At 67.0% G+C, this 25,763-nt stretch carries 27 protein-coding genes and 1 tRNA gene; 21 read left to right on the top strand and 7 right to left on the bottom strand.

The genetic code is table 11. The features are described from left to right. Positions 1 to 96 precede the first annotated feature (96 nt). Positions 97 to 390 (bottom strand): hypothetical protein, encoded by a 294-nt coding sequence (locus tag EJO66_RS02725; protein ID WP_125964569.1) that lies wholly within the window; start codon positions 388 to 390, stop codon positions 97 to 99. Positions 391 to 673: 283 nt separating this feature from the next. Here EJO66_RS02725 and petA point away from each other — a divergent pair, with 283 nt between their 5' ends. The 6 genes from petA (at position 674) to EJO66_RS02695 (ending at position 5,015) form a co-directional block, all read left to right on the top strand. Next, on the top strand, positions 674 to 1,291 hold the full coding sequence (petA, locus tag EJO66_RS02720) for a ubiquinol-cytochrome c reductase iron-sulfur subunit (RefSeq protein ID WP_124957387.1): 618 nt from the start codon (positions 674 to 676) through the stop codon (positions 1,289 to 1,291). Between the two features lie 14 nt (positions 1,292 to 1,305). Beyond that, positions 1,306 to 2,742: a cytochrome b gene (locus tag EJO66_RS02715; RefSeq protein WP_124957386.1), complete on the top strand. Its 1,437-nt coding sequence runs from the start codon at positions 1,306 to 1,308 to the stop codon at positions 2,740 to 2,742. A gap of 29 nt (positions 2,743 to 2,771) precedes the next feature. Beyond that, positions 2,772 to 3,545 (top strand): cytochrome c1, encoded by a 774-nt coding sequence (locus tag EJO66_RS02710; RefSeq protein ID WP_021005919.1) that lies wholly within the window; start codon positions 2,772 to 2,774, stop codon positions 3,543 to 3,545. A gap of 95 nt (positions 3,546 to 3,640) precedes the next feature. Continuing rightward, on the top strand, positions 3,641 to 4,252 hold the full coding sequence (locus EJO66_RS02705) for a glutathione S-transferase N-terminal domain-containing protein (RefSeq protein WP_012746352.1): 612 nt from the start codon (positions 3,641 to 3,643) through the stop codon (positions 4,250 to 4,252). Between the two features lie 41 nt (positions 4,253 to 4,293). After that, positions 4,294 to 4,887: a ClpXP protease specificity-enhancing factor gene (locus EJO66_RS02700; protein ID WP_124957385.1), complete on the top strand. Its 594-nt coding sequence runs from the start codon at positions 4,294 to 4,296 to the stop codon at positions 4,885 to 4,887. A gap of 52 nt (positions 4,888 to 4,939) precedes the next feature. Then, positions 4,940 to 5,015: transfer RNA gene (locus EJO66_RS02695), tRNA-Thr, on the top strand. Positions 5,016 to 5,108: 93 nt separating this feature from the next. Here the strand turns inward: EJO66_RS02695 and EJO66_RS02690 are convergent. Further along, the gene (locus EJO66_RS02690; protein ID WP_124957384.1) at positions 5,109 to 5,516 is read right to left on the bottom strand and encodes a YXWGXW repeat-containing protein; all 408 of its coding nucleotides are present in this window, start codon (positions 5,514 to 5,516) and stop codon (positions 5,109 to 5,111) included. A 158-nt stretch (positions 5,517 to 5,674) separates the two neighbouring features. Here EJO66_RS02690 and EJO66_RS02685 point away from each other — a divergent pair, with 158 nt between their 5' ends. Next, positions 5,675 to 6,463, top strand: coding sequence for a YoaK family protein (locus EJO66_RS02685; RefSeq protein ID WP_124957383.1), 789 nt, complete (start codon positions 5,675 to 5,677; stop codon positions 6,461 to 6,463). On the opposite strand, the gene EJO66_RS02680 is transcribed toward EJO66_RS02685, so the two are convergent. The 3 genes from EJO66_RS02680 to EJO66_RS02670 all read right to left on the bottom strand — a co-directional run bounded on the left by EJO66_RS02680 (position 6,438) and on the right by EJO66_RS02670 (position 10,350). Further along, positions 6,438 to 7,457 (bottom strand): SDR family oxidoreductase, encoded by a 1,020-nt coding sequence (locus tag EJO66_RS02680; RefSeq protein ID WP_206168823.1) that lies wholly within the window; start codon positions 7,455 to 7,457, stop codon positions 6,438 to 6,440. The two genes, EJO66_RS02685 and EJO66_RS02680, sit on opposite strands and share 26 nt — an antisense overlap. A gap of 206 nt (positions 7,458 to 7,663) precedes the next feature. Then, positions 7,664 to 9,385, bottom strand: coding sequence for a single-stranded-DNA-specific exonuclease RecJ (recJ, locus tag EJO66_RS02675; protein ID WP_124957381.1), 1,722 nt, complete (start codon positions 9,383 to 9,385; stop codon positions 7,664 to 7,666). Then, a complete protein-coding gene (locus tag EJO66_RS02670; RefSeq protein ID WP_124957380.1) occupies positions 9,382 to 10,350 on the bottom strand; it encodes a hypothetical protein in 969 nt (322 codons plus the stop codon). The genes recJ and EJO66_RS02670 overlap by 4 nt, the downstream gene beginning before the upstream one ends. A gap of 74 nt (positions 10,351 to 10,424) precedes the next feature. Here EJO66_RS02670 and EJO66_RS02665 point away from each other — a divergent pair, with 74 nt between their 5' ends. From EJO66_RS02665 to EJO66_RS02655, 3 genes are all read left to right on the top strand, one after another. After that, positions 10,425 to 11,681 (top strand): lipoprotein-releasing ABC transporter permease subunit, encoded by a 1,257-nt coding sequence (locus tag EJO66_RS02665; protein WP_124957379.1) that lies wholly within the window; start codon positions 10,425 to 10,427, stop codon positions 11,679 to 11,681. After that, the gene (lolD, locus tag EJO66_RS02660; protein ID WP_124957378.1) at positions 11,674 to 12,351 is read left to right on the top strand and encodes a lipoprotein-releasing ABC transporter ATP-binding protein LolD; all 678 of its coding nucleotides are present in this window, start codon (positions 11,674 to 11,676) and stop codon (positions 12,349 to 12,351) included. The genes EJO66_RS02665 and lolD overlap by 8 nt, the downstream gene beginning before the upstream one ends. Before the next feature lie 94 nt (positions 12,352 to 12,445). Next, a complete protein-coding gene (locus tag EJO66_RS02655; RefSeq protein WP_124957377.1) occupies positions 12,446 to 13,042 on the top strand; it encodes an ATP-dependent Clp protease proteolytic subunit in 597 nt (198 codons plus the stop codon). Here EJO66_RS02655 and EJO66_RS02650 read toward each other — a convergent pair whose 3' ends face one another. Then, on the bottom strand, positions 13,043 to 13,432 hold the full coding sequence (locus tag EJO66_RS02650) for a RidA family protein (RefSeq protein WP_125964567.1): 390 nt from the start codon (positions 13,430 to 13,432) through the stop codon (positions 13,043 to 13,045). It lies immediately after the preceding gene. Between the two features lie 183 nt (positions 13,433 to 13,615). Between EJO66_RS02650 and EJO66_RS02645 the strand changes: the two genes are divergently transcribed. The 11 genes from EJO66_RS02645 (at position 13,616) to EJO66_RS02595 (ending at position 25,162) form a co-directional block, all read left to right on the top strand. Then, positions 13,616 to 15,190 carry an ABC transporter substrate-binding protein gene (locus EJO66_RS02645; RefSeq protein WP_124957375.1) on the top strand — a complete coding sequence of 525 codons (1,575 nt, stop codon included), beginning with the start codon at positions 13,616 to 13,618 and terminating at the stop codon, positions 15,188 to 15,190. Between the two features lie 30 nt (positions 15,191 to 15,220). Beyond that, positions 15,221 to 16,162, top strand: coding sequence for an ABC transporter permease (locus EJO66_RS02640; RefSeq protein ID WP_124957374.1), 942 nt, complete (start codon positions 15,221 to 15,223; stop codon positions 16,160 to 16,162). A 10-nt stretch (positions 16,163 to 16,172) separates the two neighbouring features. Then, a complete protein-coding gene (locus EJO66_RS02635) occupies positions 16,173 to 17,012 on the top strand; it encodes an ABC transporter permease (protein WP_124957373.1) in 840 nt (279 codons plus the stop codon). Then, positions 17,012 to 18,049 carry an ABC transporter ATP-binding protein gene (locus tag EJO66_RS02630; RefSeq protein WP_124957372.1) on the top strand — a complete coding sequence of 346 codons (1,038 nt, stop codon included), beginning with the start codon at positions 17,012 to 17,014 and terminating at the stop codon, positions 18,047 to 18,049. Before EJO66_RS02635 ends, EJO66_RS02630 begins: the two co-directional genes overlap by 1 nt. Before the next feature lie 154 nt (positions 18,050 to 18,203). Further along, positions 18,204 to 19,181 (top strand): ABC transporter ATP-binding protein, encoded by a 978-nt coding sequence (locus tag EJO66_RS02625; protein WP_125964566.1) that lies wholly within the window; start codon positions 18,204 to 18,206, stop codon positions 19,179 to 19,181. Further along, entirely contained in the window at positions 19,178 to 20,491 is a 1,314-nt protein-coding gene (locus EJO66_RS02620; RefSeq protein WP_125964565.1) for an amino acid deaminase, read from the top strand. The genes EJO66_RS02625 and EJO66_RS02620 overlap by 4 nt, the downstream gene beginning before the upstream one ends. 10 nt (positions 20,492 to 20,501) lie before the next feature. Beyond that, a complete protein-coding gene (locus EJO66_RS02615) occupies positions 20,502 to 21,413 on the top strand; it encodes a MurR/RpiR family transcriptional regulator (protein ID WP_124957369.1) in 912 nt (303 codons plus the stop codon). Beyond that, positions 21,410 to 22,882, top strand: a complete 1,473-nt coding sequence (locus EJO66_RS02610) for an N-acyl-D-amino-acid deacylase family protein (RefSeq protein WP_124957368.1) — start codon at positions 21,410 to 21,412, stop codon at positions 22,880 to 22,882. The genes EJO66_RS02615 and EJO66_RS02610 overlap by 4 nt, the downstream gene beginning before the upstream one ends. 287 nt (positions 22,883 to 23,169) lie before the next feature. Beyond that, positions 23,170 to 23,895 (top strand): hypothetical protein, encoded by a 726-nt coding sequence (locus tag EJO66_RS02605; protein ID WP_124957367.1) that lies wholly within the window; start codon positions 23,170 to 23,172, stop codon positions 23,893 to 23,895. Between the two features lie 54 nt (positions 23,896 to 23,949). After that, positions 23,950 to 24,426: a hypothetical protein gene (locus EJO66_RS02600; protein ID WP_124957366.1), complete on the top strand. Its 477-nt coding sequence runs from the start codon at positions 23,950 to 23,952 to the stop codon at positions 24,424 to 24,426. A 103-nt stretch (positions 24,427 to 24,529) separates the two neighbouring features. Further along, positions 24,530 to 25,162, top strand: coding sequence for a flavin reductase family protein (locus EJO66_RS02595; protein WP_124957365.1), 633 nt, complete (start codon positions 24,530 to 24,532; stop codon positions 25,160 to 25,162). 16 nt (positions 25,163 to 25,178) lie between these two features. On the opposite strand, the gene EJO66_RS02590 is transcribed toward EJO66_RS02595, so the two are convergent. After that, on the bottom strand, positions 25,179 to 25,739 hold the full coding sequence (locus tag EJO66_RS02590; RefSeq protein WP_124957364.1) for a methyltransferase family protein: 561 nt from the start codon (positions 25,737 to 25,739) through the stop codon (positions 25,179 to 25,181). Positions 25,740 to 25,763 lie beyond the last annotated feature (24 nt).

The raw sequence follows: 25,763 nt of genomic DNA, 5'->3' as shown, positions 1-25,763 counted from the left end.
GAAATGCCGACAAAAGGCAGCATTCAATAAGTCGCGTGGCCAGACCAACGCGCGGAGCCCTTGGCGAATGCCCTCCCGCGAAGAGGGCCCGCACGTTTAATTCGTGCCGGTCGTGCCTGTACCCGTGCCTGTGCCGCCGGTGCCGCCCGTACCGCTGCCGCCACCGCTGTTGCCGCCGTTCCCGCTGCCAACGGCAGCCGCCAGTCCAACGGCGGCCGCGACGCCACCGGCCTGCTGTGCCGTGATGCGGCCGAATGCGGAATTGGTTGCACCGGTGGCGCTGGCCGGCTGAGGGCCGGGCGTCTGGACCGGCGGGGGTGTTTGTGCCAAGGCCGAGGAAATGCTCAGCGCAGCAATGAAAGTGGCAGAAATCAGGGGGGCGATTAGCATGGCAAATATCCTCTCAATTAGCAGTTAACAGTTGAGACAAGATTAGCAGTTAGCGAAGTGTGCCGCAACTAATTTAGCCCTTGAGACATCTTTTACGCGTGCAAATCGTTGTGTCGAAATGTCTTGTAAATCAGGACTAATTCATTGTTATTAATTGCCTCTTTCGCATGGCCGGGAATGCGCATTCGCGCAGCTCCCGGCCGGCCCCGTTGAATATGCGCGCAACAGCCCGCTACAATCGCCGGTTGACCCTGCTCCAGCGAAGAAGACTTAGAGGATCCCCATGAGTGACATGACCTCCGGCTCCCCCCGGATCGACACAAGCAAGCGGACGTGGTTAATCGCATCCAGCTGTGCCGGCGTAGCGGGAGGCGTGGCCACCGCGATTCCCTTTGTGAGTACGTTCCAGCCCTCCGAGAAGGCCAAGGCCGCGGGCGCTGCCGTCGAGGTGGACATCGGCGGCCTCAAGGTCGGCGAGAAGATCACTGTCGAGTGGCGCGGCAAGCCCGTCTGGATCCTCAAGCGCTCGCCCGAGCAAGTGGCCGAGCTCCCCAAGCTCGACGGCCAGCTGGCCGATCCGCTCTCCAAGCGGCACCCCGACGAATTCACCCCCAAGTACGCGCAGAACGAACACCGCTCGATCAAGCCCGACGTGCTGGTGGTGGTGGGCATCTGCACCCACCTCGGCTGCTCGCCGGTCGACCGCCTCCAGGCCGGCCCGCAGCCGTCGCTGCCCAGCGACTGGGAAGGCGGCTTCCTCTGCCCTTGCCACGGTTCCACGTTCGATCTGGCAGGCCGCGTCTTCAAGAACAAGCCCGCGCCCGACAACCTGCCTGTGCCCCCGCACATGTACCTGTCGGACACCAAGCTCCTGATCGGTGAAGACTCCAAGAAGGCCTGAGGCAGAAGAACGACATGGCTGAATTCCACGAAATTTCCCCCAACGCGCCCGCGGGCGAGAAGCTGCTGAACTGGGTCGACAACCGCTTCCCGCTGAGCAAGCTCTGGAACGACCAGTGGGGCAAGTACTACGCGCCCAAGAATTTCAACTTCTGGTACATCTTCGGCTCGTTGGCGATGCTGGTCCTGGTGATCCAGATCGTCACCGGCATCTTCCTGGTGATGCACTACAAGCCCGACGCGAACCAGGCGTTCGCATCGGTCGAGTACATCATGCGCGACGTGCCCTGGGGCTGGCTCATCCGCTACATCCACTCGACGGGCGCCTCGGCGTTCTTTATCGTGGTGTACCTGCACATGTTCCGCGGCCTCATGTACGGCAGCTACCGCAAGCCGCGCGAGCTGATCTGGGTCTTCGGCTGCGCGATCTTCCTGTGCCTGATGGCCGAGGCCTTCATGGGCTACCTGCTGCCATGGGGCCAGATGAGCTACTGGGGCGCCCAGGTGATCGTGAACCTGTTCGCGGCCATCCCGTTCATCGGTCCTGACCTCGCGCTGCTGATCCGCGGCGACTACGTGGTGAGCGACGCCACGCTGAACCGCTTCTTCAGCTTCCACGTGATCGCCGTGCCGCTGGTGCTGCTCGGCCTGGTGGTGGCCCACCTGATCGCGCTGCACGAAGTGGGTTCCAACAACCCCGACGGCATCGAGATCAAGGCCAAGCGCGGCCCCGACGGCCATCCGCTGGACGGCATTCCGTCGCATCCGTACTACACGGTGCACGACATCTTCGGCGTGGTGGTGTTCCTCACGATCTTCTCGGCCGTGATCTTCTTCGCGCCGGAAGCGGGCGGGTACTTCCTCGAATACAACAACTTCATTCCGGCCGATTCGCTCAAGACGCCGAACCACATTGCGCCGGTCTGGTATTTCACGCCGTTCTACTCGATGCTGCGTGCAACCACCGACGACATGGTCAACGTGTTCGCGCTGATCATCGCCGCGGCCGCCGTCCTGAACTTCATCAAGGGCAAGTCGAGCATGGCCCTGAAGATCGCGCTGGTCGTCGTGGCGGCCGTGGCCATCTTCCTGCTCAAGGCCTTCGACGCCAAGTTCTGGGGCGTGCTCGTGATGGGTGGCTCGGTCATCATCCTGTTCTTCCTGCCTTGGCTCGACAAGAGCGAAGTCAAGTCGATCCGCTATCGTCCGGGCTGGCACAAGTATGTCTACGGCGTCTTCGTGTTCTTCTTCCTGATCCTGGGCTACCTGGGCATCCAGGCGCCTGGCGTCTGGGGCAGCCTGGTCATCGGTTCGTTCGCGCTGGACATCGCGCAGACCATTTCCCAGATCGGCACGCTTTTCTACTTCGGTTTCTTCCTGCTCATGCCCTGGTGGAGCAGCAAGGGCGAGTTCAAGCCCGTGCCTGAGCGCGTGACCTTCGCCGCCCATTGAGAAGCCCAAGAGAGCTCGAGAGAAACACGATGAAGAAAAGCATTTCTGGCTGGCTCGCGGTTGTGGGCCTGGCCTTGGGCCTGACCTTTTCCGCCGCCGCATCGGCCGAGTCCGGCGGCATGGCCTGGGACAAGGCGCCCAACAAGACCACCGACGTCGCCTCCCTGCAGAACGGCGCCAAGCTGTTCGTCAACTACTGCCTGAACTGCCATTCCGCGGCGTTCATGCGCTACAACCGGCTGCAGGACATCGGCATTACCGAGCAGCAGATCAAGGACAACCTCCTGTTCGCCACCGACAAGGTCGGCGAAACCATGAAGGCCAACATCGACGCGCGCCAGGCCAAGGAATGGTTCGGCACGACGCCGCCCGACCTGACCCTGGTTGCCCGCTCGCGCGCTGGCCATGGCGGCACGGGCGCAGACTACCTGTACACCTACCTGCGCACCTACTACCGCGACGACACCAAGGCCACCGGCTGGAACAACCTCCTGTTCCCGAGCGTTGCCATGCCCAACCCGCTGTGGGAGCTGCAGGGCGAACGCCGTCCTGTCTACACCAAGGTTTCGCAGCATGGCCACGAGACCGAAGTGTTCAAGGGCTGGGAGCAGGTCACCCCCGGCACCATGACGCCGCTGCAGTTCGACACCGCGGTCGGCGACCTGGTGAGCTACCTGCAATGGATGGCCGAGCCGGCACAGAACACGCGCATCCGCATCGGTGTGTGGGTGCTGCTGTTCCTCGTCATGTCGTTGGTCTTCGTGTGGCGACTGAACGCCTCGTACTGGAAAGACGTCAAGTAGTTCCGTCCACGCCGACCGTGCGCCTGGTGCGTGCGGTCCCACAGAGTGGGTTGCCAACGCGACCCACTCTTTTTGATTTTTAGGAGTCTCTCGCCATGATGGTCTTGTATTCAGGAACGACCTGCCCCTTTTCCCACCGCTGCCGCTTCGTGTTGTTCGAAAAGGGCATGGACTTCGAGATCCGCGACGTCGATCTCTACAACAAGCCCGAAGACATCAGCGTGATGAACCCGTACGGCCAGGTACCGATCCTGGTCGAGCGCGACCTCATCCTGTACGAGTCGAACATCATCAACGAGTACATCGACGAGCGCTTCCCGCATCCGCAGCTGATGCCCGGCGACCCGGTCGACCGCGCGCGCGTGCGCCTGTTCCTGCTCAACTTCGAGAAGGAACTGTTCGTGCACGTGGCTGCGCTCGAGAACCGCACCGCCAAGGGCAACGAGAAGGCGCTCGAAAAGGCCCGCTCGCACATCCGCGACCGCCTGACGCAGCTCGCACCCGTGTTCCTCAAGAACAAGTACATGCTGGGCGACAATTTCTCGATGCTCGACGTGGCGATTGCGCCGCTGCTCTGGCGCCTGGACTACTACGGCATCGACCTCAGCAAGAACGCGGCGCCGCTCCTGAAGTACGCCGAGCGCATCTTCTCGCGCCCGGCCTACATCGAAGCACTGACCCCGTCCGAAAAGGTCATGCGAAAGTAAGTAAGCTGCGTGCCTGCTTCCACCGTTTTTCGCCGTCTTTCATGATCAACGCGCTCGAGTCGTCCTCCACCCGCCCGTATCTCATCCGGGCGCTGTACGAATGGTGCACCGACAACGGGTTCACGCCCTATGTCGCGGTGCAGGTCGACGACACCGTCCAGGTGCCGCGCGAGTACGTGAAGAACGGCGAGATCGTGCTGAACATCAGCTTCGACGCGACCAGTTCGCTCAAGCTCGGCAACGATTTCATCGAGTTCAAGGCCCGCTTCGCGGGCAGTGCGCGCGAGATCGTCGTGCCCGTGGGCCGCGTGATTGCGATCTACGCGCGCGAGAACGGGCAGGGCATGGCGTTTCCCGCTCCGGTACCTGCCGGCAATGGCACCGAGAGCGGCGGGCCGTCCCCGGCGGCCGGCGCGCCTTCCTCGCCCCAGGGGCCTGCGCGCATGCCGCTGCGCGACGCGTCGCGCGGTACCGAAGGCGATGCCGGCAAGATCGTCCACCTGGTGACGGGTGAAGACGCGGACGAAATGGTCGATGTCGGCGACGACGCCGGCTCGCCCACCGACCCCGCCGATGAGCCGCCGCGCCCGCCCGCAGGCGGTGGCAGCCGCCCGTCGCTCAAGCGTGTGAAGTAGCCGCAGGCAGCCAACGCACACCGCACCGTTAAAATCCCGCAAGAGAATCCGTGCCGCTTTAGCTCAGTTGGTAGAGCACCCGCCTTGTAAGCGGAAGGTCGTCAGTTCGATTCCGACAAGCGGCACCATATCGAACATACCGGAAAGCACTCGCGCTGACCGGGCAAGAAAGAAGCGGCGATCTGTCCGCTACTTTCATCCTTCATCCTCGCTGCTGAAGATCAGCAGCGTCCCTTCTTGGCCTGTCCCGGTGGGCAGTGGTATCCGCCACCGCCGCCTGGATGATCGTCGTGATCGGCGTGGCGATGTTGCGGTTTCGCGCGGCGCCAGTTGCCCTCCATCCATCGCCATCCGCCGTCCGCCTGTACCCAGCGGCCCGGCGCATATGCGTAGTCGGGCCGTGCCGCCTGCCAGTAGCCCGAGCGCCAGACGTAGGCGCGTTCGTTCCATTGCCAGTGCCCGGGCACCCACACCTGGCCGGCTCTCGGTCCCGGCATGGGTTCGTAGCGCGGCGCGGGAGGCGCCACCTGGATCAGGCCGGGCACGTTGATGTGAACCGAAACCTGCGCCGCGGCGGGCAAGGCCGACGCCGCGAGTACGGCCGCGGCCAGGAGAGTTGAGACTTTCATTGAAACCCTTGAACGTGTGTACAGGTCTGCACAACGCAGACCGGCGGGAAAGTGTAATCAGCACATTCCCTTGGGGCGGCCGGTAGAGCAAACGCGGTCGATGGGCCTCGGCCATACGTTCGTCCGGGTGCTAGAGTTCAGGCGCAAGTTGCACGCCGATGCGCAGACTACGCTTCCTTACCCACCGCCACCGCGCGCCCTCCACCAACCGGGTGCTCGGCCTGCTGCTGGCCTTCAATGCCGGCGCCGTGAATGCGGGCGGGTTCCTGGTGCTGCACATGTACACCTCGCACATGACGGGCTTCGCGTCGCAGTTCGCGGACGGGCTGGTGCTGGGCAATACCAAGCTGCTGCTGAATGCGCTGGGCGCCATCCTCGCCTTTCTGTCGGGTGCGGCGGTCTGCGCCATTCTCGTGAACTGGGGCCGCCAGCACCGCCTGCGCAGCGTCTATGCGGTGCCGCTGCTGCTGGAAGCCGCGCTCATGTTCCCGTTCGGATTGATGGGCGCCATCACGCTGACCTGGCCGACGCCGTTTGCCGTTCCGCTCACGGTGCTGCTGCTGTCGTTCATCATGGGCCTGCAGAACGCCGTCGGCTCCAAGACCTCCGGCGGCAGCGTCCGCACCACCCACATGACGGGCAACATCACCGACGTGGGCATGGAACTGGGCAAGCTGCTCTATTGGAACCGGCATGCCACGCCGGCACATGCGATGGTGCGCCACAACCGCCGCCGGATGCAGATGGCGGGCGGGCTGATCGGCATGTTCGTGCTGGGCGGCACCGTCGGCGCGCTCGGTTTCAACTACATCGGCTTCGTCTGCGTGGTGCCGCTGGCGGCGCTGCTGCTGGCCATCTCCATCCCGCCGCTCATGGAGGACGTGCCGCGCTCCAGGCCGCTGCAGAAGCTGCTGGCCGCATTCAGACGGCGCCCACGCTGCCGGTGACCGGCAGCACGATGCCGGTGATGTAGCTGGCGCAGCTCGGCGCGGCCAGGAACACGTAGGCAGGCGAGAGCTCTTCCGGCTGCGCGGGCCTTTGCAGGTCGGTTTTCTTGCCGAAATCCTTGATCTTCCCGGGCGGGCTGTCGGCGGGATTCAGCGGCGTCCACACCGGCCCGGGCGCCACCGCGTTCACCCGGATGCCCTTGGGCAGCAGGTTGCTGGCCAGCGACTTGGTGAAGGCGTGGATCGCGCCCTTGGTGGTCGAATAGTCGAGCAGGTGCGCGCTGCCCTCCAGCCCGGTGACCGAGCCGGTATTGATGATCGAAGCGCCCTGGCCCAGGTGCGGCACCGCGGCGCGCGCCATCTGGAAATAGCCGAAGACATTGGTCCTGAGCGTGAGTTCGAAGCGCTCGTCGGTGATGTCCTCGATGGACGCCGCGTGCAGCTGGAAGGCCGCGTTGTTCACCAGGATGTCGAGCTTGCCGAAGGCCTCGATCGTCTGGTCGACCGCGTCGCGGCAGAACGCCGGATCGCAGACGTCGCCCCTGATGAGGATGCAGCGTGCGCCTTCGGCCTCCACGTGGCGCCGGGTTTCCTCGGCGTCCTCGTCTTCTTCCAGGTAGGCGATGGCGACGTCGGCGCCTTCACGGGCATAGAGCAGCGCCACGGCACGCCCGATGCCGGAATCGCCGCCGGTCACCAGGGCCGCCATGCCTTCGAGCTTGCCGCTGCCCTTGTAGTCCGGTGCTTCGAAGCGCGGGCGCAGCGCCATGTCGGCTTCGAGCCCGGGCTTGCTCAAGTGCTGTGCCGGCATCGGATTGGCCGGCTGAGGCCGCGGCCCGGCCTGCGCGGGTGGGCTGGTTTTCTTGGCGGCAGGCTTGGCGCTGTCCTTCGCGTCCTGCGCGCGTTGAACGGTCCGCTGCCGCGTGGCCGTGCGGGCCGCCCCGCGGGACTTGGCGGATTTTGCGGGGGATGCGGTGGTCGATGTCATGTGCATGGGCTCCTGCATGTGAAAGACAACCGTAGAACGCCGCCGCGCGGCCCGCGTAGGAATCCGTCCCGAATGCACGCCCACGGAGGCTGACCCCGAAAAGTCTCGACCCCTTCCAGAAACACCGCGGAACCGGCTTTGCCGGGCCGCTGGTGTTGCTCCCGGTAGGGGGAGGGAGTAGCGACACGAAGTGCGCAAAGCCTGGGGGCGAGCTAAATTTCTGCCCCTTCGACCAGGAAGCGCACGCGGCGCACGCCCTGCCATTCGTCGGCGTCGAGCCTGAAGGCGAGCTTCACGCGCGCGGGCAGCGGTTCGGTGTGGCCGAACCAGATGCCGTCGACCGGCTGCCCCTGGTGCCGCAGCTTGAGCGCCAGGTGCTTCTCGCCCACGAGGCGCTGCGATACCACTTCGACTTCCTCGCTGAAGGTGGGTGGGGCAAAGCCCTGGCCCCACACTTCGCGGTGGAGCGTGTCGACCAGGTCGATGCGCATGTACTCGCGCGCGATCGGGCCATCCGTTTCGATCTGGCGCGTGAGCGCGGAGGCGGCCAGCCATTCGTGCGCGACCTCGGCCAGCGCTCGCTCGAACACCTCGAACTTCTCGCGCGCCACGGTGCAGCCGGCGGCCATGGCATGGCCGCCGAAGCGCAGCAGCACGCCCGGATGGCGCTTGGCCACCAGGTCGAGCGCATCGCGCAGATGGAAGCCCGGAATCGACCGGCCCGAGCCCTTGAGCTCGTGCTCCTTGCCGGGCGCGCCGCTGGCGGCAAAGACGAAGGTCGGGCGGTGGAAGCGGTCCTTGATGCGCGAGGCCACGATGCCGACCACGCCTTCGTGGAAGTCGGCATCGAACACGCTGATGGCCGCGGGCGGTGCCTCGCTGCCATCGGCGGAGGCGCCGAACAGCGATTCGGCGAGCAGCAGCGCCTGGTCGCGCATGCCGCCCTCGATGTCGCGCCGCTCGCGGTTGATGCCGTCGAGCATGCGCGCGAGCTCGTCGGCGCGGCCGGCGTCGTCGGTCAGCAGGCATTCGATGCCCAGCGTCATGTCGGCGAGCCGGCCGGCCGCGTTGATGCGCGGGCCGAGCGCAAAGCCGAAGTCGAAGGTGGTGGCCACCGCGGCGTTGCGCCCCGCGGCCTTGAACAGCGCCGCGATGCCCGCGGGCAGCGCGCCGGCGCGGATGCGCCGCAGGCCCTGCGCCACCAGGCGGCGGTTGTTGGCGTCGAGCTTCACCACGTCGGCCACGGTGCCGAGCGCGACCAGCGGGAGCAGCACGTCGAGCTTGGGCTGCGCGGCCGCGGTGAAGACGCCGCGCGCGCGCAGCTCGGAGCGCAGCGCCAGCAGCACGTAGAACATCACGCCGACGCCGGCGATGCTCTTGCTCTCGAAGCCGCAGCCGGGCTGGTTGGGATTCACCAGCACGTCGGCGGCCGGCAGCTCGGGGCCGGGCAGGTGGTGGTCGGTGACCAGCACCTGCAGGCCGCGCGCCTTGGCGGCGGCCACGCCCTCGACGCTGGCGATGCCGTTGTCGACGGTGATCAGCATGTCGGCGCCGCTGTCGGCCACGCGCTCGGCAATCGGCGGTGTGAGGCCGTAGCCGTCGACCACGCGGTCGGGCACCAGGTAGCTCACGCTCTTTGCGCCGAGCAGGCGCAGGCCGCGTACCGCAACGGCGCAGGCGGTGGCGCCGTCGCAGTCGTAATCGGCCACGATGCACAGGCGCTTGTCCTGTGCCATCGCGTCGGCCAGCAGCACCGCGGCCTCGCGCGTGCCGTGCAGCGTGTCGGGCGGCAGCAGGCGCGCCAGGCCGTCGTCGAGCTCGTCCTTGGCCAGCACGCCGCGCGCGGCGAACAGGCGGGCCAGCAGCGGATGCACGCCGGCCTGCTCGAGCGCCCAGACCGTGCGGGGCGGAATTTCGCGGGCGATGATCTTCACAGGGCCTCCAGGACGCTGGCGGCGCGCGGCCGGTCGAACAGACTCCTGGCCCAGCGCGCCAGCCCGCGCTGCTGCACTGCATAGCGCTGCGCGGTGCGGTCGCCGCACAGCGTGAGCGTGACGTCGGCGCCGGCGGTGTAGTCGGCCAGCAGGCCGGCGATGGGGCCCGCGTCCAGTGCCTGCCAGGCTTCGGCCCAGCCCAGGCCGTCGTCGCGCAGCGCGGCCACGCGCAGCGCGTCGCTCACGGTCGGCGCGGCGGTGTCGGCCGGGGGCGCGCCGGCTTCCAGGGCGCCGGTGCCGCTGAGCCAGAAGGAGTTGATCGGCGGCACGCCGCGCGCGGCGCGGTCGTCGTTCACGCGCTGGGTGTAGAGCAGCATCTGCATTTCGTTCTGGAGGCGGCGCAGCGGCCGCGCGGCTTCGGCCAGCGGCGACCACTGCGAGATCGGGTGGCCCACCGCGCGGTCGATGGAGGCCGTGGCCAGTCCCTCGAAGATGTGCGCGCGCGCGAGCCAGCGGCCGGGTGTGGGGGAAGGGTGCAGCGCGATGCCGTCTTCCTCGAAGAAGGGATGGGCGGCGGCCAGCAGCGCGGCCGATTCGGCGGCGTCGATCTCGATCGCGGCCGGGTCGCCGAGCACCACGTCGTCGATGCCCACCTGCCAGTTGCACAGCGAGACCAGGCCCCAGCCTTCGCGGTCGCCGGGTTCGGCGATGCCGGCCTGCCGGGCTTCCAGCGCGGCCCAGGGAATGCAGCCGTCGGGTGCGGAAATGCCCCGCGCCCGGGCCAGCGCCCGTTCATGGGGCGGCGAGCGCGTGCTTTCGTCCTGCGTATCGGCCTCTGCGAGCGAGAGCCGCGAGAGCAGCGCTTCGAGATTGGGAAGCCGAAGCGTGGGCAGTGCCGCGCGGCACGCCGGGGAACCGCGGCCGGCAAAGGGGATCAACAAGTGACGTGGGGAAGGTTCGGCCATTCCCTCTATTGTCCGGGATGCCACAATCCCGGGATGAAACGCCGCCCGAAGCGCGTTGGGAATAACTGATAAATATGCGACTTCCTTATGAACTGAAGCTCGGCTGGCGCTACACGCGCGCAGGCCGGGCGACGCGGCGCAACGGCTTCATCTCGTTCATCTCCGGCGTGTCGATGCTCGGCATCGCATTGGGGGTGGCGGCGCTGATCATCGTGCTCAGTGTGATGAACGGCTTCCAGAAGGAGGTGCGCGACCGCATGCTCGGCGTGGTGTCGCACATCGAAATTTTGTCGCGCGACGGCCAGGCCCTGCCCGACATCGACGCCATCATGGCCGCCGCCCGCAAGAACCCCGAGGTGATCGGCGCGGCGCCCTTCATTGCCACGCAGGCGCTCATTGCGCGCGGCGAGGACATGAAGGGCACGCTGGTGCGCGGCATCGTGCCCAAGCTCGAACCCGAGGTGACCGACATCGCCACCACGGCGCAGAAGGGCACGCTCGACAAGCTGGTGCCGGGCGAGTTCGGCATCGTGCTCGGCGGCGAGCTGGCGCGCTCGCTGTTCGTGCAGCCGGGCGACCAGGTCACGCTGGTGGCGCCGGGCGGCCAGGTCACGCCGGCCGGCGTGGTGCCGCGGCTCAAGCAGTTCACCGTGGTGGGCACCTTCGATTCGGGCCACTACGAATACGACTCGGCGCTGGCGATGATCCATGCGGAAGACGCCCAGCGCGTGTTCCGGCTCGAAGGCCCGACCGGCATCCGCATCAAGCTCAAGGACCTGAACGAGGCGCGCGAAGTGGCCGACCAGATGGCCGTCACGCTGCCGGGCCAGTTCCTCATCCGCGACTGGACGCGCCAGAACAAGACCTGGTTTGCGGCCGTGCAGGTCGAGAAACGCATGATGTTCATCATCCTCACGCTCATCGTGGCGGTGGCCGCCTTCAACCTGGTGTCCACGCTGGTCATGACGGTGACCGACAAGCGCGCCGACATCGCCATCTTGCGCACGCTGGGCAGTTCGCCGCGCAGCATCATGGGCATCTTCGTGGTGCAGGGGGCGATGGTTGGCGTGATCGGCACGGTGGCCGGGCTGCTGCTGGGGCTGGGCATTGCCTACAACATCGACGTGATCGTGCCGGCCCTCGAGCAGCTGTTCCACGCGAGCTTCCTGCCCAAGGACATCTACCTGATCAGCAAGATGCCGAGCGATCCGCAGCGCAGCGACATCATGCCGATCGCGATCATTTCGCTGGTCCTGGCTTTTCTTGCAACGCTGTATCCCAGCTGGCGCGCGAGCCGCGTCAACCCCGCCGAGGCATTGCGCTATGAGTGACGTGGTTCTCAAGGCGCGCGGCCTCACCAAGCGCTTTCACGAAGGGCGCATCGACCTCACGGTGCTGCACGGCGTCGACCTGGACGTGCGCGCCGGGGAAACGCTGGCCATCGTCGGCGCCTCGGGCTCGGGCAAGAGCACGCTGCTGCACCTGATGGGCGGGCTCGATGCGCCCACCGCCGGCAAGGTCGAGCTGCTCGGCAAGGACATCGCGCATGCCGATGCGGCCGAGCAGGGGCGGCTGCGCAACCGGCACCTGGGCTTCGTCTACCAGTTCCACCACCTGCTGCCCGAGTTCAGCGCGCTCGACAACGTGGCGATGCCGCTCAAGATCCGGCGCATGGACTCCGCACCGGCGGCGGCGGCGGCCACGAAGATCCTCGAAAGCGTGGGTCTGGGCGAGCGCCTGCACCATCGGCCGGCCGAGCTCTCGGGCGGCGAGCGCCAGCGCGTGGCCATTGCGCGCGCGCTGGTCACGCAGCCGGCCTGCGTGCTGGCCGACGAGCCCACGGGCAACCTCGACCGCAGCACGGCGGACACGGTGTTCGCACTGATGATCGAGCTCGCGCACAGGCACCGCACGGCCTTTGTGATGGTCACGCACGACCAGGAACTCGCAAAGCGCTGCGACCGCGTGCTGCAACTGGTGGCGGGGCGATTGGCGGGCTGATTCGCCGATGCCGCTTGCCACGGCGCATGCAATGTCGCGAAACTGTTCGCCTGCGCGGCACGAGGCCGTGCAATCACAGGAGCGCTTCTTCATCATGGAAACCGACGACGACACCCCACCCGCGGCCACCGCCGAGCCGCGCAATTCGTACCTCGAAGAAAAAGCCTTCAAGTCGCGCACGCTGCTGATCTTCGGCAGCATCACCGATTCGGTGGCTGCCGACGTGACGCGCAGGCTCATCGCCCTGGACGCCGACAGCGCGGACAAACCCATCGACATCCTGGTGAGTTCGCCCGGCGGCCACCTGGAGTCGGGCGATGCGATTCACGACATCGTGCGCTTCATCTCCGCGCCGGTGAACATGATCGGCACCGGATGGGTGGGCAGCGCCGCCACGCACCTGTACCTGGCGGTGCCGCGCGAGCGGCGCGTGTGCCTGCCGAACACCCGCTTCCTGATCCACCAGCCCAGCGGCGGCGCGGGCGGACAGGCGACCGACATCGCGATCCAGGCGCAGGAAATCATCAAGGCCCGGCACCGCATTGCGCACGAGATCGCGCGGGAAACCGGCAAACCCATCGACGTGGTGCTGGCCGACATCGAGCGCGACCGCTGGCTCTCGGCCGCGGAGGCGGTCGAGTACGGCCTGGTCTCGCGCATCATCCAGCGCAAGACCGAGCTGCATGCCTGATCAGGCCTTGGGCTTGTAGGCCACCACGTCGATCTCGACCTTGGCGTCGACCATCAGCCGCGCCTCGGTGGTCGAGCGCGCCGGCTTGTTGTCACCGAAGTAGCTCATGTAGATGCGGTTGAAGGCACCAAAGTCGCGCGCGTCCTGCAGCCAGACGGTGCTCTTGCAGACGTCGTCGAGCGTGGCGCCGGCCAGTGCCAGCACCTTCTTCAGGTTTTCCATCACCTGGCGCGTCTGCGCCTCGATGCCGCCCACCACGATCTCGCCCTCGGCATTGGCCGGCACCTGGCCCGACACGTAGATGAAATCGCCGGCGCGCACGGCCGGGGAGAAGGGGCGGGCCTGGCGGTCCGAGGCGACGGGCGGGGCGCCGAGGTATTCGAGCGGCATGGAGAACTCCTGAAAAGATTGAAAGAAAAGCAGGTCGCGAGTATCGATCCAATCTGAAAATTTGTTTCAGAAAAACCCACAAACAAGGGTTAACACGGATGATTTGGCATGGATAGTGCTTCAAAGTGCGGGCCGAAAAGAAAATTTCTTTCACAATTTGCTCGCCCCACGAAGGAGTTCCCCATGTCCCACGCCGGTCTTGTCCAGTGCCTGCCGAAGCTGTCGAAGCGCAGCCTGCTGGGTGCCTCCCTGCTCGCCATGCTGTGCGCCGCGCTGCCTTCCCAGCCCGCGCATGCCCAGGGGCCGCGCAACTTCGCAACGCTCGCCATGGTGGCCGAACCGCAGACGCTCGACCCGATGGCGTCCACGGCCGACCTGGTCGGAACCATCATGCAGCATGTGTACGAGACGCTCTACACCTTCGATGCCAAGTGGAACGTGGTGCCGATGCTGGCCGAGAGCAGCCCCAAGATCTCGGCCGACGGCAAGACCTACGCGATCACGCTGCGCAAGGGCGTGATGCTGCACAGCGGCCGCGAACTCAACGCCGACGACGTGGTGGCCAGCCTGCAGCGCTGGATGGACCAGTCGCCGCGCGGCAAGGCCGTGGGCAAGGAGATCGAGAGCCTCAAGGCCAAGGGCCCGCTGGGCGTGGAGATCGTGCTGAAGGCGCCGTATGCGCCGCTGCTCTCGCAGCTCGCGCTGCCCAGCGGCATGGCCGCCATCATGGCGAAGGATTCCATTGCTTCGCCGCTGAAGGAATTCGTCGGCACCGGCCCTTACAAGTTCAAGGAACGCCGCCCCGACCAGTTCGTGCTGCTCACGCGCTTCGACAAGTACACGGCGCGCAAGGAGCCCGCGACCGGCTACGGGGGCAAGCGCGAGGCGGCCATCGAGGAGCTGCGCTTCGTGCCTGTGCCCAATGCCAGCACGCGGGTCGAAGGCGCGCTGGCCGGCCAGTACGACTTTGCCGACCTGCTGCCGGTCGAAGCCTTGCCGCGCCTGGAGAAGTCGGGCGGCAAGACCGTGCCGATCATGACGCCGTCGTTCGGCTTTCCGTACCTCGTGCTCAACACCAAGGAAGGCGTGGCTTCCAGCCAGGCCCTGCGCCAGGCGATCCAGTCGGCGCTCGGCGAAGGCGAAATGCTCGCGGCCGGCTTCGGCGACACGCGCTTCTTCGTGGCCGAAGGCAACCACTTTCCCAAGGGGTCGCCGTTCTATTCGACGGCCGGCACCACGCTCTACAACGAGCGCAACGCCGCCAAGGCCAAGGAGGCCGCGGCCAAGGCCGGCTACAAGGGCGAGCCGATCCGCGTGCTCACCAGCCGCCAGTACGACTTCCACTACAACATGTCGCTGCTGATGGCCGAGCAGCTCAAGCGCGCCGGCTTCAAGGTCGACCTGAACGTGGTCGACTGGGCCACGCTGGTGCAGCGCCGCAACGACCCGAAGCTGTGGGACATCTACGTGACCCACTCGGGCCAGTTTCCCGAGCCGATGCTCTCGCCACCGCAGCTCGGCGACGGCGCCCCCGGCTGGTGGGACACGCCCGCCAAGAAGTCGGCGCTGCAGGCCTTCAATGTCGAAAGCGACCCGGCCAAGCGCGGCGCGCTGTGGGGCAAGGTGCAGCAGGTGGTCTACGAAGAGGTTCCGTACATCAACGTCGGCAAGTTCAACGGCCTTTCGGCCAAGAGCCCGGCGCTGGAGAACTACCAGCCCGCGACCTGGCCGTTCTTCTGGAACGCGAAGATCAAGTAAAGCCCCGGGGCGCCACGGAGCCAACCACCCATGTTTCGCTATCTTGCTTCCCGCGCCGCCGGCATGCTCGTTGTGCTCGCCATCGTGGCGGTGCTCGTGTTCGTGCTCACGCGTGCGGCCTCGGGCGATCCGGTCTCGGTACTGCTGGGCGACCAGGCGACGGCCGCCGACATCGCGCGCGTGCAGAAAGAGTACGGGCTCGACAAGCCGCTGCCCCTGCAGTTCGGCTACTGGCTGCGCGAAGTGCTGCAGGGCAATCTCGGCACCTCGATCTTCCTGCAGCGGCCGGTCACGCAGGCGCTGTGGGAGCGGGCCGAACCGACCACGCTGCTCGCGCTGATGGCCGTGGCCATCGCGGCACTGATCGGCGTGCCGTGCGGCATCGTCTCGGCGGTGTTCCGCGGGCGCGTGGTCGACCAGCTCTTCACCGGCATCGCGATGCTCGGTGCCAGCATTCCGAGCTTCTGGCTCGGGATCGTGCTGATCCAGATCTTTGCAGTGTCCTTCGGCTGGTTTCCTGTCTCGGGCTATGGCGCGCCCGATGCGCCCTTGGCCGAGCGGCTGCATGCGCTGGTGCTGCCGGCCACGGTGCTGGGGCTCCTGAACTCGGCGCTCATCATCCGCTTCACGCGCGCCTCGATGCTCGACGTGCTCGGCGAAGACTATGTGCGCACGGCGCGCTCCAAGGGCCTGAGCGAAAGCACGGTCGTGCTCAAGCATGCGCTGCGCAATGCGCTGGTGCCGATCGTCACGGTGATCGGCCTCACGGTCGCGCTGATGATCGGCGGCGCCGTCATCACGGAGACGGTGTTCGGGCTGCCCGGTGTCGGCAACCTGGTGGTGAGCGCGGTGCTGCGGCGCGACTATCCGGTGATCCAGGGCGCGCTGCTCGTGATTGCGGCGATCTACGTGCTGATCAATTTTTCCATCGACCTGCTCTACGCCGTCGTCGATCCGCGCGTGAAAGTCTGAGGGAACAAGAATGCAAATGCCCCGAATGCTCCGCCAGCTGATGCATCGCCGCATCGTGATGGTTTCCGCGCTGGTGTTGCTGGTCATTGCGGTGCTCGCCATCGGCGCGCCGCTGTTCGCCTCCATCGACCCCAACGACACCGCCGTGCTGCAGCGCCTGAAGGGGCCGAGCGCCGAGCATCTGCTGGGCACCGACGAGCTCGGCCGCGACATGTATTCGCGCATCGTGCACGGCGCGCGCTACTCGCTGGCCATTGCGGCGCTCACGGCGCTGGGTTCGGTCATTGCCGGCACGGTGCTTGGTCTGGTGGCCGGTTTCTTCCGCCGGCTCGACACGCCGTTGATGCGCGTGGTCGACGCGATGATGTCCTTCCCCGACATCCTGCTGGCCATTGCGCTCGTGGCCATCCTCGGGCCCTCGCTCATGAACACCGTGCTGGCGCTGGTGCTGGTCTACACGCCGCGCGTGGCGCGGGTGGTGCGGGCCTCGACGCTGGTGGTGCGCGAGCTGCTGTTCGTCGAGGCGGTGCGCGCGCTGGGCGTGCGCACCTCGCGCATCCTGTGGCGCCACATATTGCCCAACCTGATGTCGCCGATCCTCGTGCAGGTGTCGTTCATCTTCGCCTACGCCATCCTGGCCGAGGCGGGGCTCTCGTTCCTCGGCGTCGGCGTGCCGCCCGAGATCCCGACCTGGGGCACCATGGTCGCGGGCAGCCAGCAGTACGCGCACCAGGCCTTCTGGGTGGTGCTGTTCCCGGGGCTCGCGATCATCTTCACCGCACTCTCGCTGCAGTTGCTGGGCGACGGCGTGCGCGACCTGCTCGACCCCAAGCTCAAGAAAACCCTGTGATGACGAACGCCACCAACGCACCGCGTCTCACGGTCAGCAACCTGAGCACCAGCTTCCCCACCGAAGACGGCCTGATCCGTTCGGTGGCCGATGTGAGCTTCTCGATCCAGCCCGGCAAGACCACGGCGCTGGTCGGCGAATCGGGCTCGGGCAAGTCGGTCACCAGCCTCACGCTGATGCGCCTGTTGCCCAAGACCGCGAACGCGCAGGTCAGCGGCTCGGCTTCTTTCGTGACCCGCGAGGGCAAGACGCTCGACCTGCTGCGGATCGGCGAACGCGAGATGCGCAGCCTGCGCGGCAACCAGCTGTCGATGATCTTCCAGGAGCCGATGACCAGCCTGAACCCGGTCTTCACCATCGGCGAGCAGATTGCCGAGAGCGTGCGGCTGCACAAGGGCCTGGACCGCAAGGCGGCCATGGCCCATGCGCTGCGCATGCTGGAACTGGTGGAGATTCCCGCGGCGGCGCAGCGCATCCACGAGTACCCGCACCAGCTCTCGGGCGGCATGCGCCAGCGCGTGATGATCGCGCTGGCGATGGCCTGCGACCCGACGCTGCTCATTGCCGACGAGCCCACCACCGCGCTCGACGTCACCATCCAGGCGCAGATCCTCGAGCTGATGCGCCGGCTGCAGGCCGAAACCGGCATGAGCATTCTCTTCATCACCCACAACCTCGGCGTGGTCGCGCACCATGCGGACGACGTGGTGGTGCTCTATGCGGGCCGCGTGGTCGAGAGCGCGCCCGTGCGACCGCTGTTCGCGCAGCCCGAGCATCCGTACACGCAGGGCCTGCTGGCCTGCCTGCCGGGCAAGGCGCGGCTGCCGGGGCAGCCCAAGCCCAAGCGGCTGTTCGCGATCCGCGGCCAGGTGTCGAGCCCGCTCGCGCCGCCCCCGGGCTGCGCCTTCGAGCCGCGCTGCGACCAGGCGCTGGCGGGCTGCAGCGCCGCGATTCCGCCGCTGCTCGACATCCGCCAGGACCGCCGGGCGCGCTGCATTCGCGTGCAGCCGGATGTCCAACTCGCGAGGGTTGCATGAGGCGCGCGCTGCTGCTCCTGTCTTGCTCCCTCCCCTTCCGGGGGAGGGCTGGGGTAGGGGCACGCGGCCGTTCCATCGTTGCGACGGTCTCCACCGCCCAGAGCCCCCACCCCAACCCTCCCCCGGAAGGGGAGGGAGCCAACACGACACCCCCATGACCACCGCCGCTCCCCTCATCGAAGTCCGCGGACTCAAGAAGTACTTCGGCAGCAGCGACCGCCCGGTGCGCGCGGTCGACGACGTGTCGTTTGCCATCCATCCCGGCGAAACGCTGGGCCTGGTCGGCGAATCGGGCTCGGGCAAGAGCACCATCGGCCGCACTGTGCTGCGCCTGGTCGAACGCACCGAGGGCCAGGTGCTCTACCGCGGCGACGACATCGGCGCGCTGTCGGGCGAACGCATGCGCCGGCTGCGCAGCAAGCTGCAGATCATTTTCCAGGACCCGTATGCGAGCCTGAATCCGAAGATGCGCATCAGCGCCATCCTCGGCGAGGCGCTCTCCACGCACGGCCTGCACAAGGGCGCGGCGGCACGCGACAAGCGCATTGCCGAGCTGCTCGAAACCGTGGGCCTGCGCGCCGAGCATGCGAGCCGCTTTCCGCACGAGTTCTCGGGCGGGCAGCGCCAGCGCATCGGCGTGGCGCGCGCGCTCGCGGTCGAGCCAGAGTTCATCGTGGCCGACGAGCCGCTGTCGGCGCTCGACGTGTCGATCCAGTCGCAGGTCATCAACCTCTTGGCCGACCTGCGCGAGCGGCTCGGCCTCACCATGCTCTTCATCTCGCACGATCTCGACGTGGTCGAGTACCTGTGCGACCGCGTGGTGGTGCTGTACCTTGGCAAGGTGATGGAGGTGACCGCAACGGACGAGCTGTTCGCGCGGCCATCGCATCCCTACACGCAGGCGCTGCTGGCCGCGAGCCCGAAGCCCGACCCCACGCTCGCCACCGAGCGCATCGCGCTCAAGGGCGACATCCCGAGCCCGATCTCGCCGCCTTCGGGCTGCGTGTTCCGCACCCGCTGCCCGCACGCCATCGAGGCTTGCGCGCAGACTGTGCCGCCGCTCGACGAAATATCTCCCGGACACTACAGCGCCTGCATCCGAAAAGAGTTGCTCTCCAACATTGCCGCATGAACACCATGACCGACACCACCGCCGACCAGGATTTCAACGACCCACTGCTGGGCAACAGCTTCAAGGGCTACCCGCGCACCCAGCCACCGCGCCGCCGCAGCGAAGTCGGGGCCGCGGGATGGAACGTGCTCGCAGGCGACCTGCCGCTGCCGCTGGCCGTGCTCAAGCGCGAGGCGCTTGAGCACAACCTGGCCTGGATGCAGTCGCGCGTGCGCGCATGGGGCATCGACCTGGCGCCGCATGGCAAGACCACCATGTCGCCGCAGCTCTTCCGGCGCCAGCTCAATGCCGGCGCCTGGGGGCTGACCTTTGCCACCGTCACGCAGCTTGGCGTGGGCGTGGCGGCCGGTGCGCGCCGCACGCTCATCGCCAACCAGGTGGTGAGCGATGAAGACCTGGCCGGCATCCAGCTGCTGCTGCAGGCGCATGCCGACCTGCGCGCGGTGTTCCTGGTCGATTCGCTGGCGCAGCTTGCATTGATCGAGGACTGGTCGAAGCGCCATCCCGAGAGCGTGCCCTTCGAGGTGATGCTCGAAATAGGCGTCGAGGGCGCGCGCACCGGCTGCCGCACGCATGAGGAAGCCGTGGCGCTCGCCACGCGGCTGCGTGCCAGCGATGCAGTCAAGCTCGTCGGCATCGAAACCTACGAAGGGCAGGGCGCCACGGGTTCCAGCGAAGCCGACACGGCCTACGCCAGCACGCTGATGGACCGCGTGGAAGCCATCGCGCGCCACTGCGACGCGCAGCAATTGTTCGAGTCCGACGAGGTGCTGGTCTCGGCCGGCGGCTCGGCCATCTTCGACCTCGTGGCCGGGCGGTTGAAGCCTGCGCTGGGTTCGCCGGTGCGCGGCCTGCTGCGCTCGGGCTGCTATGTGACGCACGACCACGGCTTCTACAAGCGCATGGTGAGCGCGGTGGATGAACGCCTGGGCTGCGATTGCGGCGAGAGCCTGCGTCCCGCGATGGAGGTGTGGGCCACGGTGCAGTCGCGGCCCGAGCCGGGCCTGGCGATCCTGGCCGTGGGCAAGCGCGACATCTCCTTCGACCTGTCGATGCCGGTGCCCATCGCGCGCGCCGCACGTGGCATGCTCGAAGCGCAGGCCGTGCCCGCCGGCTGGAAGATCACCGCACTCAACGACCAGCACGCCTACCTGCGCTGGGACGCCGCCGAAGAGGCGCAGGCGCTCGCCGTCGGCGACCGCGTCGGCCTCGGCATTTCGCATCCCTGCACCACCTTCGACAAGTGGCACTGGATGCCGGTGGTCGAAGAAAACTACCGCGTGAGCGACGCCGTCGCCATGCATTTCTGAACCTGCCGCGATGACCCCTTCCCTGCTTCAGAAGATCGCACAGGCCCGCAGCAGCGCGCCGGCCACGCGGCGCGCGATTCTCGACCTGATCCTCGAAGACCCTGACCGCGCGCTCGAAGAGAGTTTCGAGCAGCTGGCCGAGCGCTCGCGCAGTTCGGTGCCCACCATCATGCGCACCTGCCGCGACCTGGGCTTTGCGGGGCTGCGCGAATTCAAGCTTGCGCTCGCGCAGGAGCTGGCGCTCGGCGGCTCACCGCTGCACCGGCGCGTGAACATCGAGGATGCGGCCGACGAAGTCGTCGGCAAGATCGCGCGCAGCGCGGCGGCCTCGGTGTCTGGCGTGCGCGGACAGCTCGACATGCAGGTGCTCGAAGGCGCAGTGGCCGCTATCGCGGCCGCGCCGCACGTCGACCTTTACGGCGCGGGCGCCACCTCGTGGTTCATGGCCAACGACCTGCAGGCGCGGCTCTTCAGGCTCGGCCTCTCGGCCAATGCGTGGGCCGACTACCACCTGCAGCAGGTGGCGGGCGCGGCGCAGCGTCCGGGCGGCGTGGTCATCGCCATCTCGCACGTGGGCGGCATGCCTTCGCTGCTCGACGCGGTGGATATCGCGCGCGGGCAGGGCGCCAAGGTGGTCGCGCTCACGCGGCCCGGCACGGCCCTGGCGGGCAAGGCAGACTTCCTGCTGGGCCTTTCGGTACCCGACGACGCCGTGATGCACGTGGGCATCGATGCCTACCTGACGCACCTCACAGCCATCGAGATCCTCACGGTGCTGGTGGCGCAGCGCCGCGGCGAGCCCGCGGTGCAACGCCTGCAGCGCGCGCGCGAGGCTTTCCAGCGCCACGGCATCGACGCCACCACGCATCCGCTGCAAAGCTGGGACGGCGGCGGCATCAACCCGGGGGGCCGCGCATCGTGAGCGATCGACCGAAAGTCATCCTGCTCGAGGCTGGACTTGTGGTCGACGGCTCGGGCGGTCCCTCGTGGCCCGGGGACGTGCTGCTGTGGGGCGACCGCATCGTTGCGCTCGGCGAAGGCCTGCGCGGGCGGCTGCCCGAAGGCTTGGCGCTCGCTGATGTCGAAATCGTCGACTGCCGAACGAAGGTGATCGCACCCGGCTTCATCGACGCGCACACGCACGACGATGCCATCGTGCTGCGCGACCCGCTGTGCCTGCCGAAGGTGTCGCAAGGCATCACCACCGTGGTGACGGGCAACTGCGGCATCTCGCTCGCGCCGTACCGCACGCCGCAGTCGAAGCCGCCACTCACGCTGCTGGGCGCGGAATCTTTCAAGCATGCGACCATGGCCGAGTACCGCGCGGCCGTCGATGCCGCGCAGCCCGCGCTCAACGTGGCGGCGCTGGTGGGGCACACCACCTTGCGCTTCGCTGCGATGGAAGTGCTCGATCGTCCGGCCAGCGGCGACGAGCTGGCGCGCATGGCGGCGCTGCTCGAGGGCTGCATGGCCGAGGGCGCGCACGGCTTGTCGTCGGGGCTGTTCTACGAAGAAGCATTTGCTGCGCCGGCCGAAGAAGTGACCGCACTCGCGCGCGTCGTGGCAAGGCACGGCGGCGTCTACGCCACGCACCTGCGCAGCGAGATGCAGCAGATCATCGAGGCGCTGCACGAAGCGGGCGACACCGCTTTCAGCGCCGGCGTGCCGCTGGTCATTTCACACCACAAGTGCGCGGGCCCCGCCAACTGGGGCCGCACGAAGGAAACGCTGCCGCTGATCGAAGCGCTCGCGCAGCGGCAGAAGATCTCGATGGACGTGTACCCCTACGTGGCCGGTTCCACCGTGCTGCGCGAAGACCTGGTCGACGGCGTCATCGACGTGCTGCTGACCTGGTCCGATCCGCACCCGGAGATGACCGGCCGCCTGGTCTCCGACATCGCGCGCGAATGGGGCATCACCGAGCAGGAGGCCTGCCTGCGTCTGAAGCCCGGCGGTGCCTGTTATTTCCAGATGCAGGAAGAAGACGTGGAGCGCGTCATCGCGCATCCGCTCACCATGATCGGCAGCGACGGCCTGCCGCATGACCGCCATCCGCATCCGCGCCTGTGGGGCGCGTTCCCACGCGTGTTCGCGCGCTACTGGCGCGAGCGCCGCCTGTTCACGCTCGAGCAGGCCGTGCACAAGATGACCGGAATGACCGCGCGCAACCTGCGCATTGCAGACCGCGGGTTGCTGCGCGTCGGTGCGACGGCTGACGTGGTGGTGTTCGACTCCGAGACCATTGCCGACACCGCCACCTACGACAAGCCGCACGGCGTGAGCCTGGGCGTGGAGCGGGTGTTCGTGAACGGTGTGCTGGCGTATCGCGGCGGCGGCGCTGAAGCGAAGGTGCTCGCGCGGGCGGGGCGGATGTTGACGCGCGGAAGTTAGGCGAACGCAACTCGTTTTTGGGGGCTGCTTTCGGGGCGCGTGCACTGGCCGCACACCGCGCACTGCTTGCAGAGTCGCCATGAATGCTTAAGCAGCGGTTGAGTCGAAGCAGGCATCAAACTTAAATCTTCCTGGTTAACGAGCTTCAAGGCGGGCAGTGTCTGTCCGAAAAAAAAGACGCCGCAAGGCTCGCGCAGCCTCGAGAGCGACGCTTCCCGCTGGTATCTTCGTGCGCGCAATCCAGCTTCACGCCACCACGCCCGTTGTCGACGCATTGGGTGCTTCACATGCCTCTTCGTCACGACCGAATCTTTCCGCGCTATGCGTTCTGCTGTGTGCTGTCCGGCCTTGCCGCGATCTATGTCTTTTGCGCCATGGTGCTGGTGCCGGCAAAGATCTACATCCTTCCCTACCTCATCACACCGGACTTCGTTCGCTACAAGGGCGCCTTCTTCGTGCTGGTGCTGGCGATCCCGGCCGCGATCTACCTGATCGGCTGGAAGGGCAGCGACTTCTTCGCGTGGTTGCGAACGCCGCAGGTGCTGACCCTGGGCGCGCACGGCCTGCAGCTCGGTGCGACGACCGTGGCCTTCGCTGACGTGACGCAGCTGCGCCATCGCCACAACCGCAACCACCTGCTGCTCACCACCCGCGACGGCAAGACGCTGCGGCTGCGGCTCGACCTGTGGGACGACGCGCATGCGCTGGTCGCCGAAGTGGAAGAAGCCGTGGGCGAGGTGCTGCGGCACGACGTCGAGCGACGCCTGCATGCCGGCGACACCGTGCCCTTCGGCGCGCTGGCGATGAATGCGGAAGGCCTGGTGCACAAGGGCCAGCTCATCGCGTGGTCGAGCATCGACACGATCCGCACCCAGTCCGATGCCGAAGCCATGGACGTCGACGAGCACCTTGTGATCGTCGCCGACGGCAGGGCCCGCAAGATCGATCGCTCGAAGATCGACAACGAACCGGTGCTGATGGTGTGCCTCATGCAGCGCCTTCCGTCGGCCTGAGCCTTCTCCTTCTTTCCTTCATCTGCAACACACAGCGATACAGCGACTAAAAAAATGGAAATCTACAGCTCCGCCAGCCAGCAGGAAAAAACCCGCCAGGACCGCCCCGTCTTCTACTCCCGTTCGCGGCTGATCGCCGGTGCCACCCTCTGGGTGGTGGTGGCGGTCGTGCTGGCCGTGCTCTGCATCCGCGCGCAGGACAAGAACATCGGCATCCTCATTGCGGCGGGCTTCGGCCTGCTGGCCGCGTGGCTGGCCGTCAAGTGCATCCGCACGCTGGCCAACATCGGAACGCCCGCGTTCGTCATCGGCCACCAGGGCCTGACCTTCGAGAACGGCCTGCTGCTTCCATGGCACAACATCGTCGAAAACACCTGGGTCAACCAAGACTACATGGGCATTCCCGTCGGCAAGCAGATCCAGATCAAGACCGACCTGCCCAAGCCGAAGGCCCGTGTGCTGCGCCGTGCGACCGCACTGGAGATTTCGGGCGATGAATACCTCGCCCTGTGCGACGCCTATGCGGCGTGAGAGGCAACCGGGCGTCTGAGCCCCCGGCAGCGCAAGGCCCGGCACCTGCTGGTAGGCTGGCAGGCCTCCATCCTCAGGACTCGCCTTGGCGAGCCCCCAGCGCATGAATGCCTCTCACCGCCGGCCGGTTCCGTTGAACAAGGCCTACCGTCTCCTGAACCACGGACCCACCGTCCTTGTGAGCGCTGCGCACGGCGGCCGGCGCAACATCATGGCCGCGGCCTGGGCGATGCCATTGGACTTCGATCCGCCCAAGGTGGCCGTGGTGCTCGACAAGAGCACCTGGACGCGCGTGCTGCTCGAAGGCGCGGGCAGCTTCGCGCTGCAGGTGCCCACGCGCGCGCAGCTCGACCTGACCGAGGCGCTGGGCAACAGCTCGGGCCGCGAGATCGTGGAGCGCGACGGGCACGACAAGTTCGCGGCCTACGGCCTGCAGACCTTCGCGGGCGTCGCAGCCGATGCGCCGCTGCTGGAAGGCTGTGCGGCCTGGCTCGAATGCCGGCTGCTGCCCGAGCCGCCGATCCAGCAGCGCTACGACCTGTTCCTGGGCGAGGTGATCGCGGCGCAGGCCGATGCACGCGTGTTCGCCGATGGCCGATGGAACTTCGCCGGGCATGACGAGCTGCGCACGCTGCACCACGTCGCGGGCGGGCATTTCATCGTCGATGGCGAGGCGGTCGATGCGCGGCCGTTGGCTCCCGTGCTGCGTACAAGCAACGGCGGTACCTCCGCCTGAGAAGAACAACCGTGCGCTACAGCACGAACGGAATGAAGCGCCGCGTGCCGCGCATGTACGCGCGGTAGTCGTCGCCGAAATGCGCGATGCATTCCTTCTCGTCGCTCAAGGCCGTGAGGAACAGCAGCACCGTGGCCGCCAGCACCAGCGCCAGCGTGAGCCAGGTGAACTGCTTGAGGAAGGCGCCCCAGGCCAGCAGCATGAGCGCCGTGTACATGGGGTGGCGGATGTAGCGGAAGGCGCCGGTGCTGACGATCGACGACGTCTTCTCGAAGCCGTAGAGCGCCGGATCGTCATTGCGCGCCTCGGTCGGCTTGCCGTGGGCCTTGAGCAGCTTCACCGCATGGATCGGCAGCCAGATCGACAGCGCGAGGAACACGCAGGAGAGCAGCTGGGTGAACGACAGCGGGTCGACATGCCACACCGGCAGGTTCACGATGATCAGCACCAGCATGCATTCCCACGCGAAGAAGCGGTAGAAGCCATGCGAGCCTGGCTGGCGCAGCGGGCCGCGCGAGACGTACAGCAGCGCGGCCGTGCCGGCAATGAAGAGAAAGATCTGGAACCAGAGAAGCATGGCGGCCGAATTTACACGGCCCGC

Origin of the sequence: Variovorax beijingensis (genome assembly GCF_003951285.1) — a bacterium.
Classification (GTDB): Bacteria; Pseudomonadota; Gammaproteobacteria; order Burkholderiales; family Burkholderiaceae_C; genus Variovorax; species Variovorax beijingensis.
The sequence above is the reverse complement of the archived record's forward strand: the minus strand, read 5'-3'. Positions and strand labels throughout refer to the sequence as shown.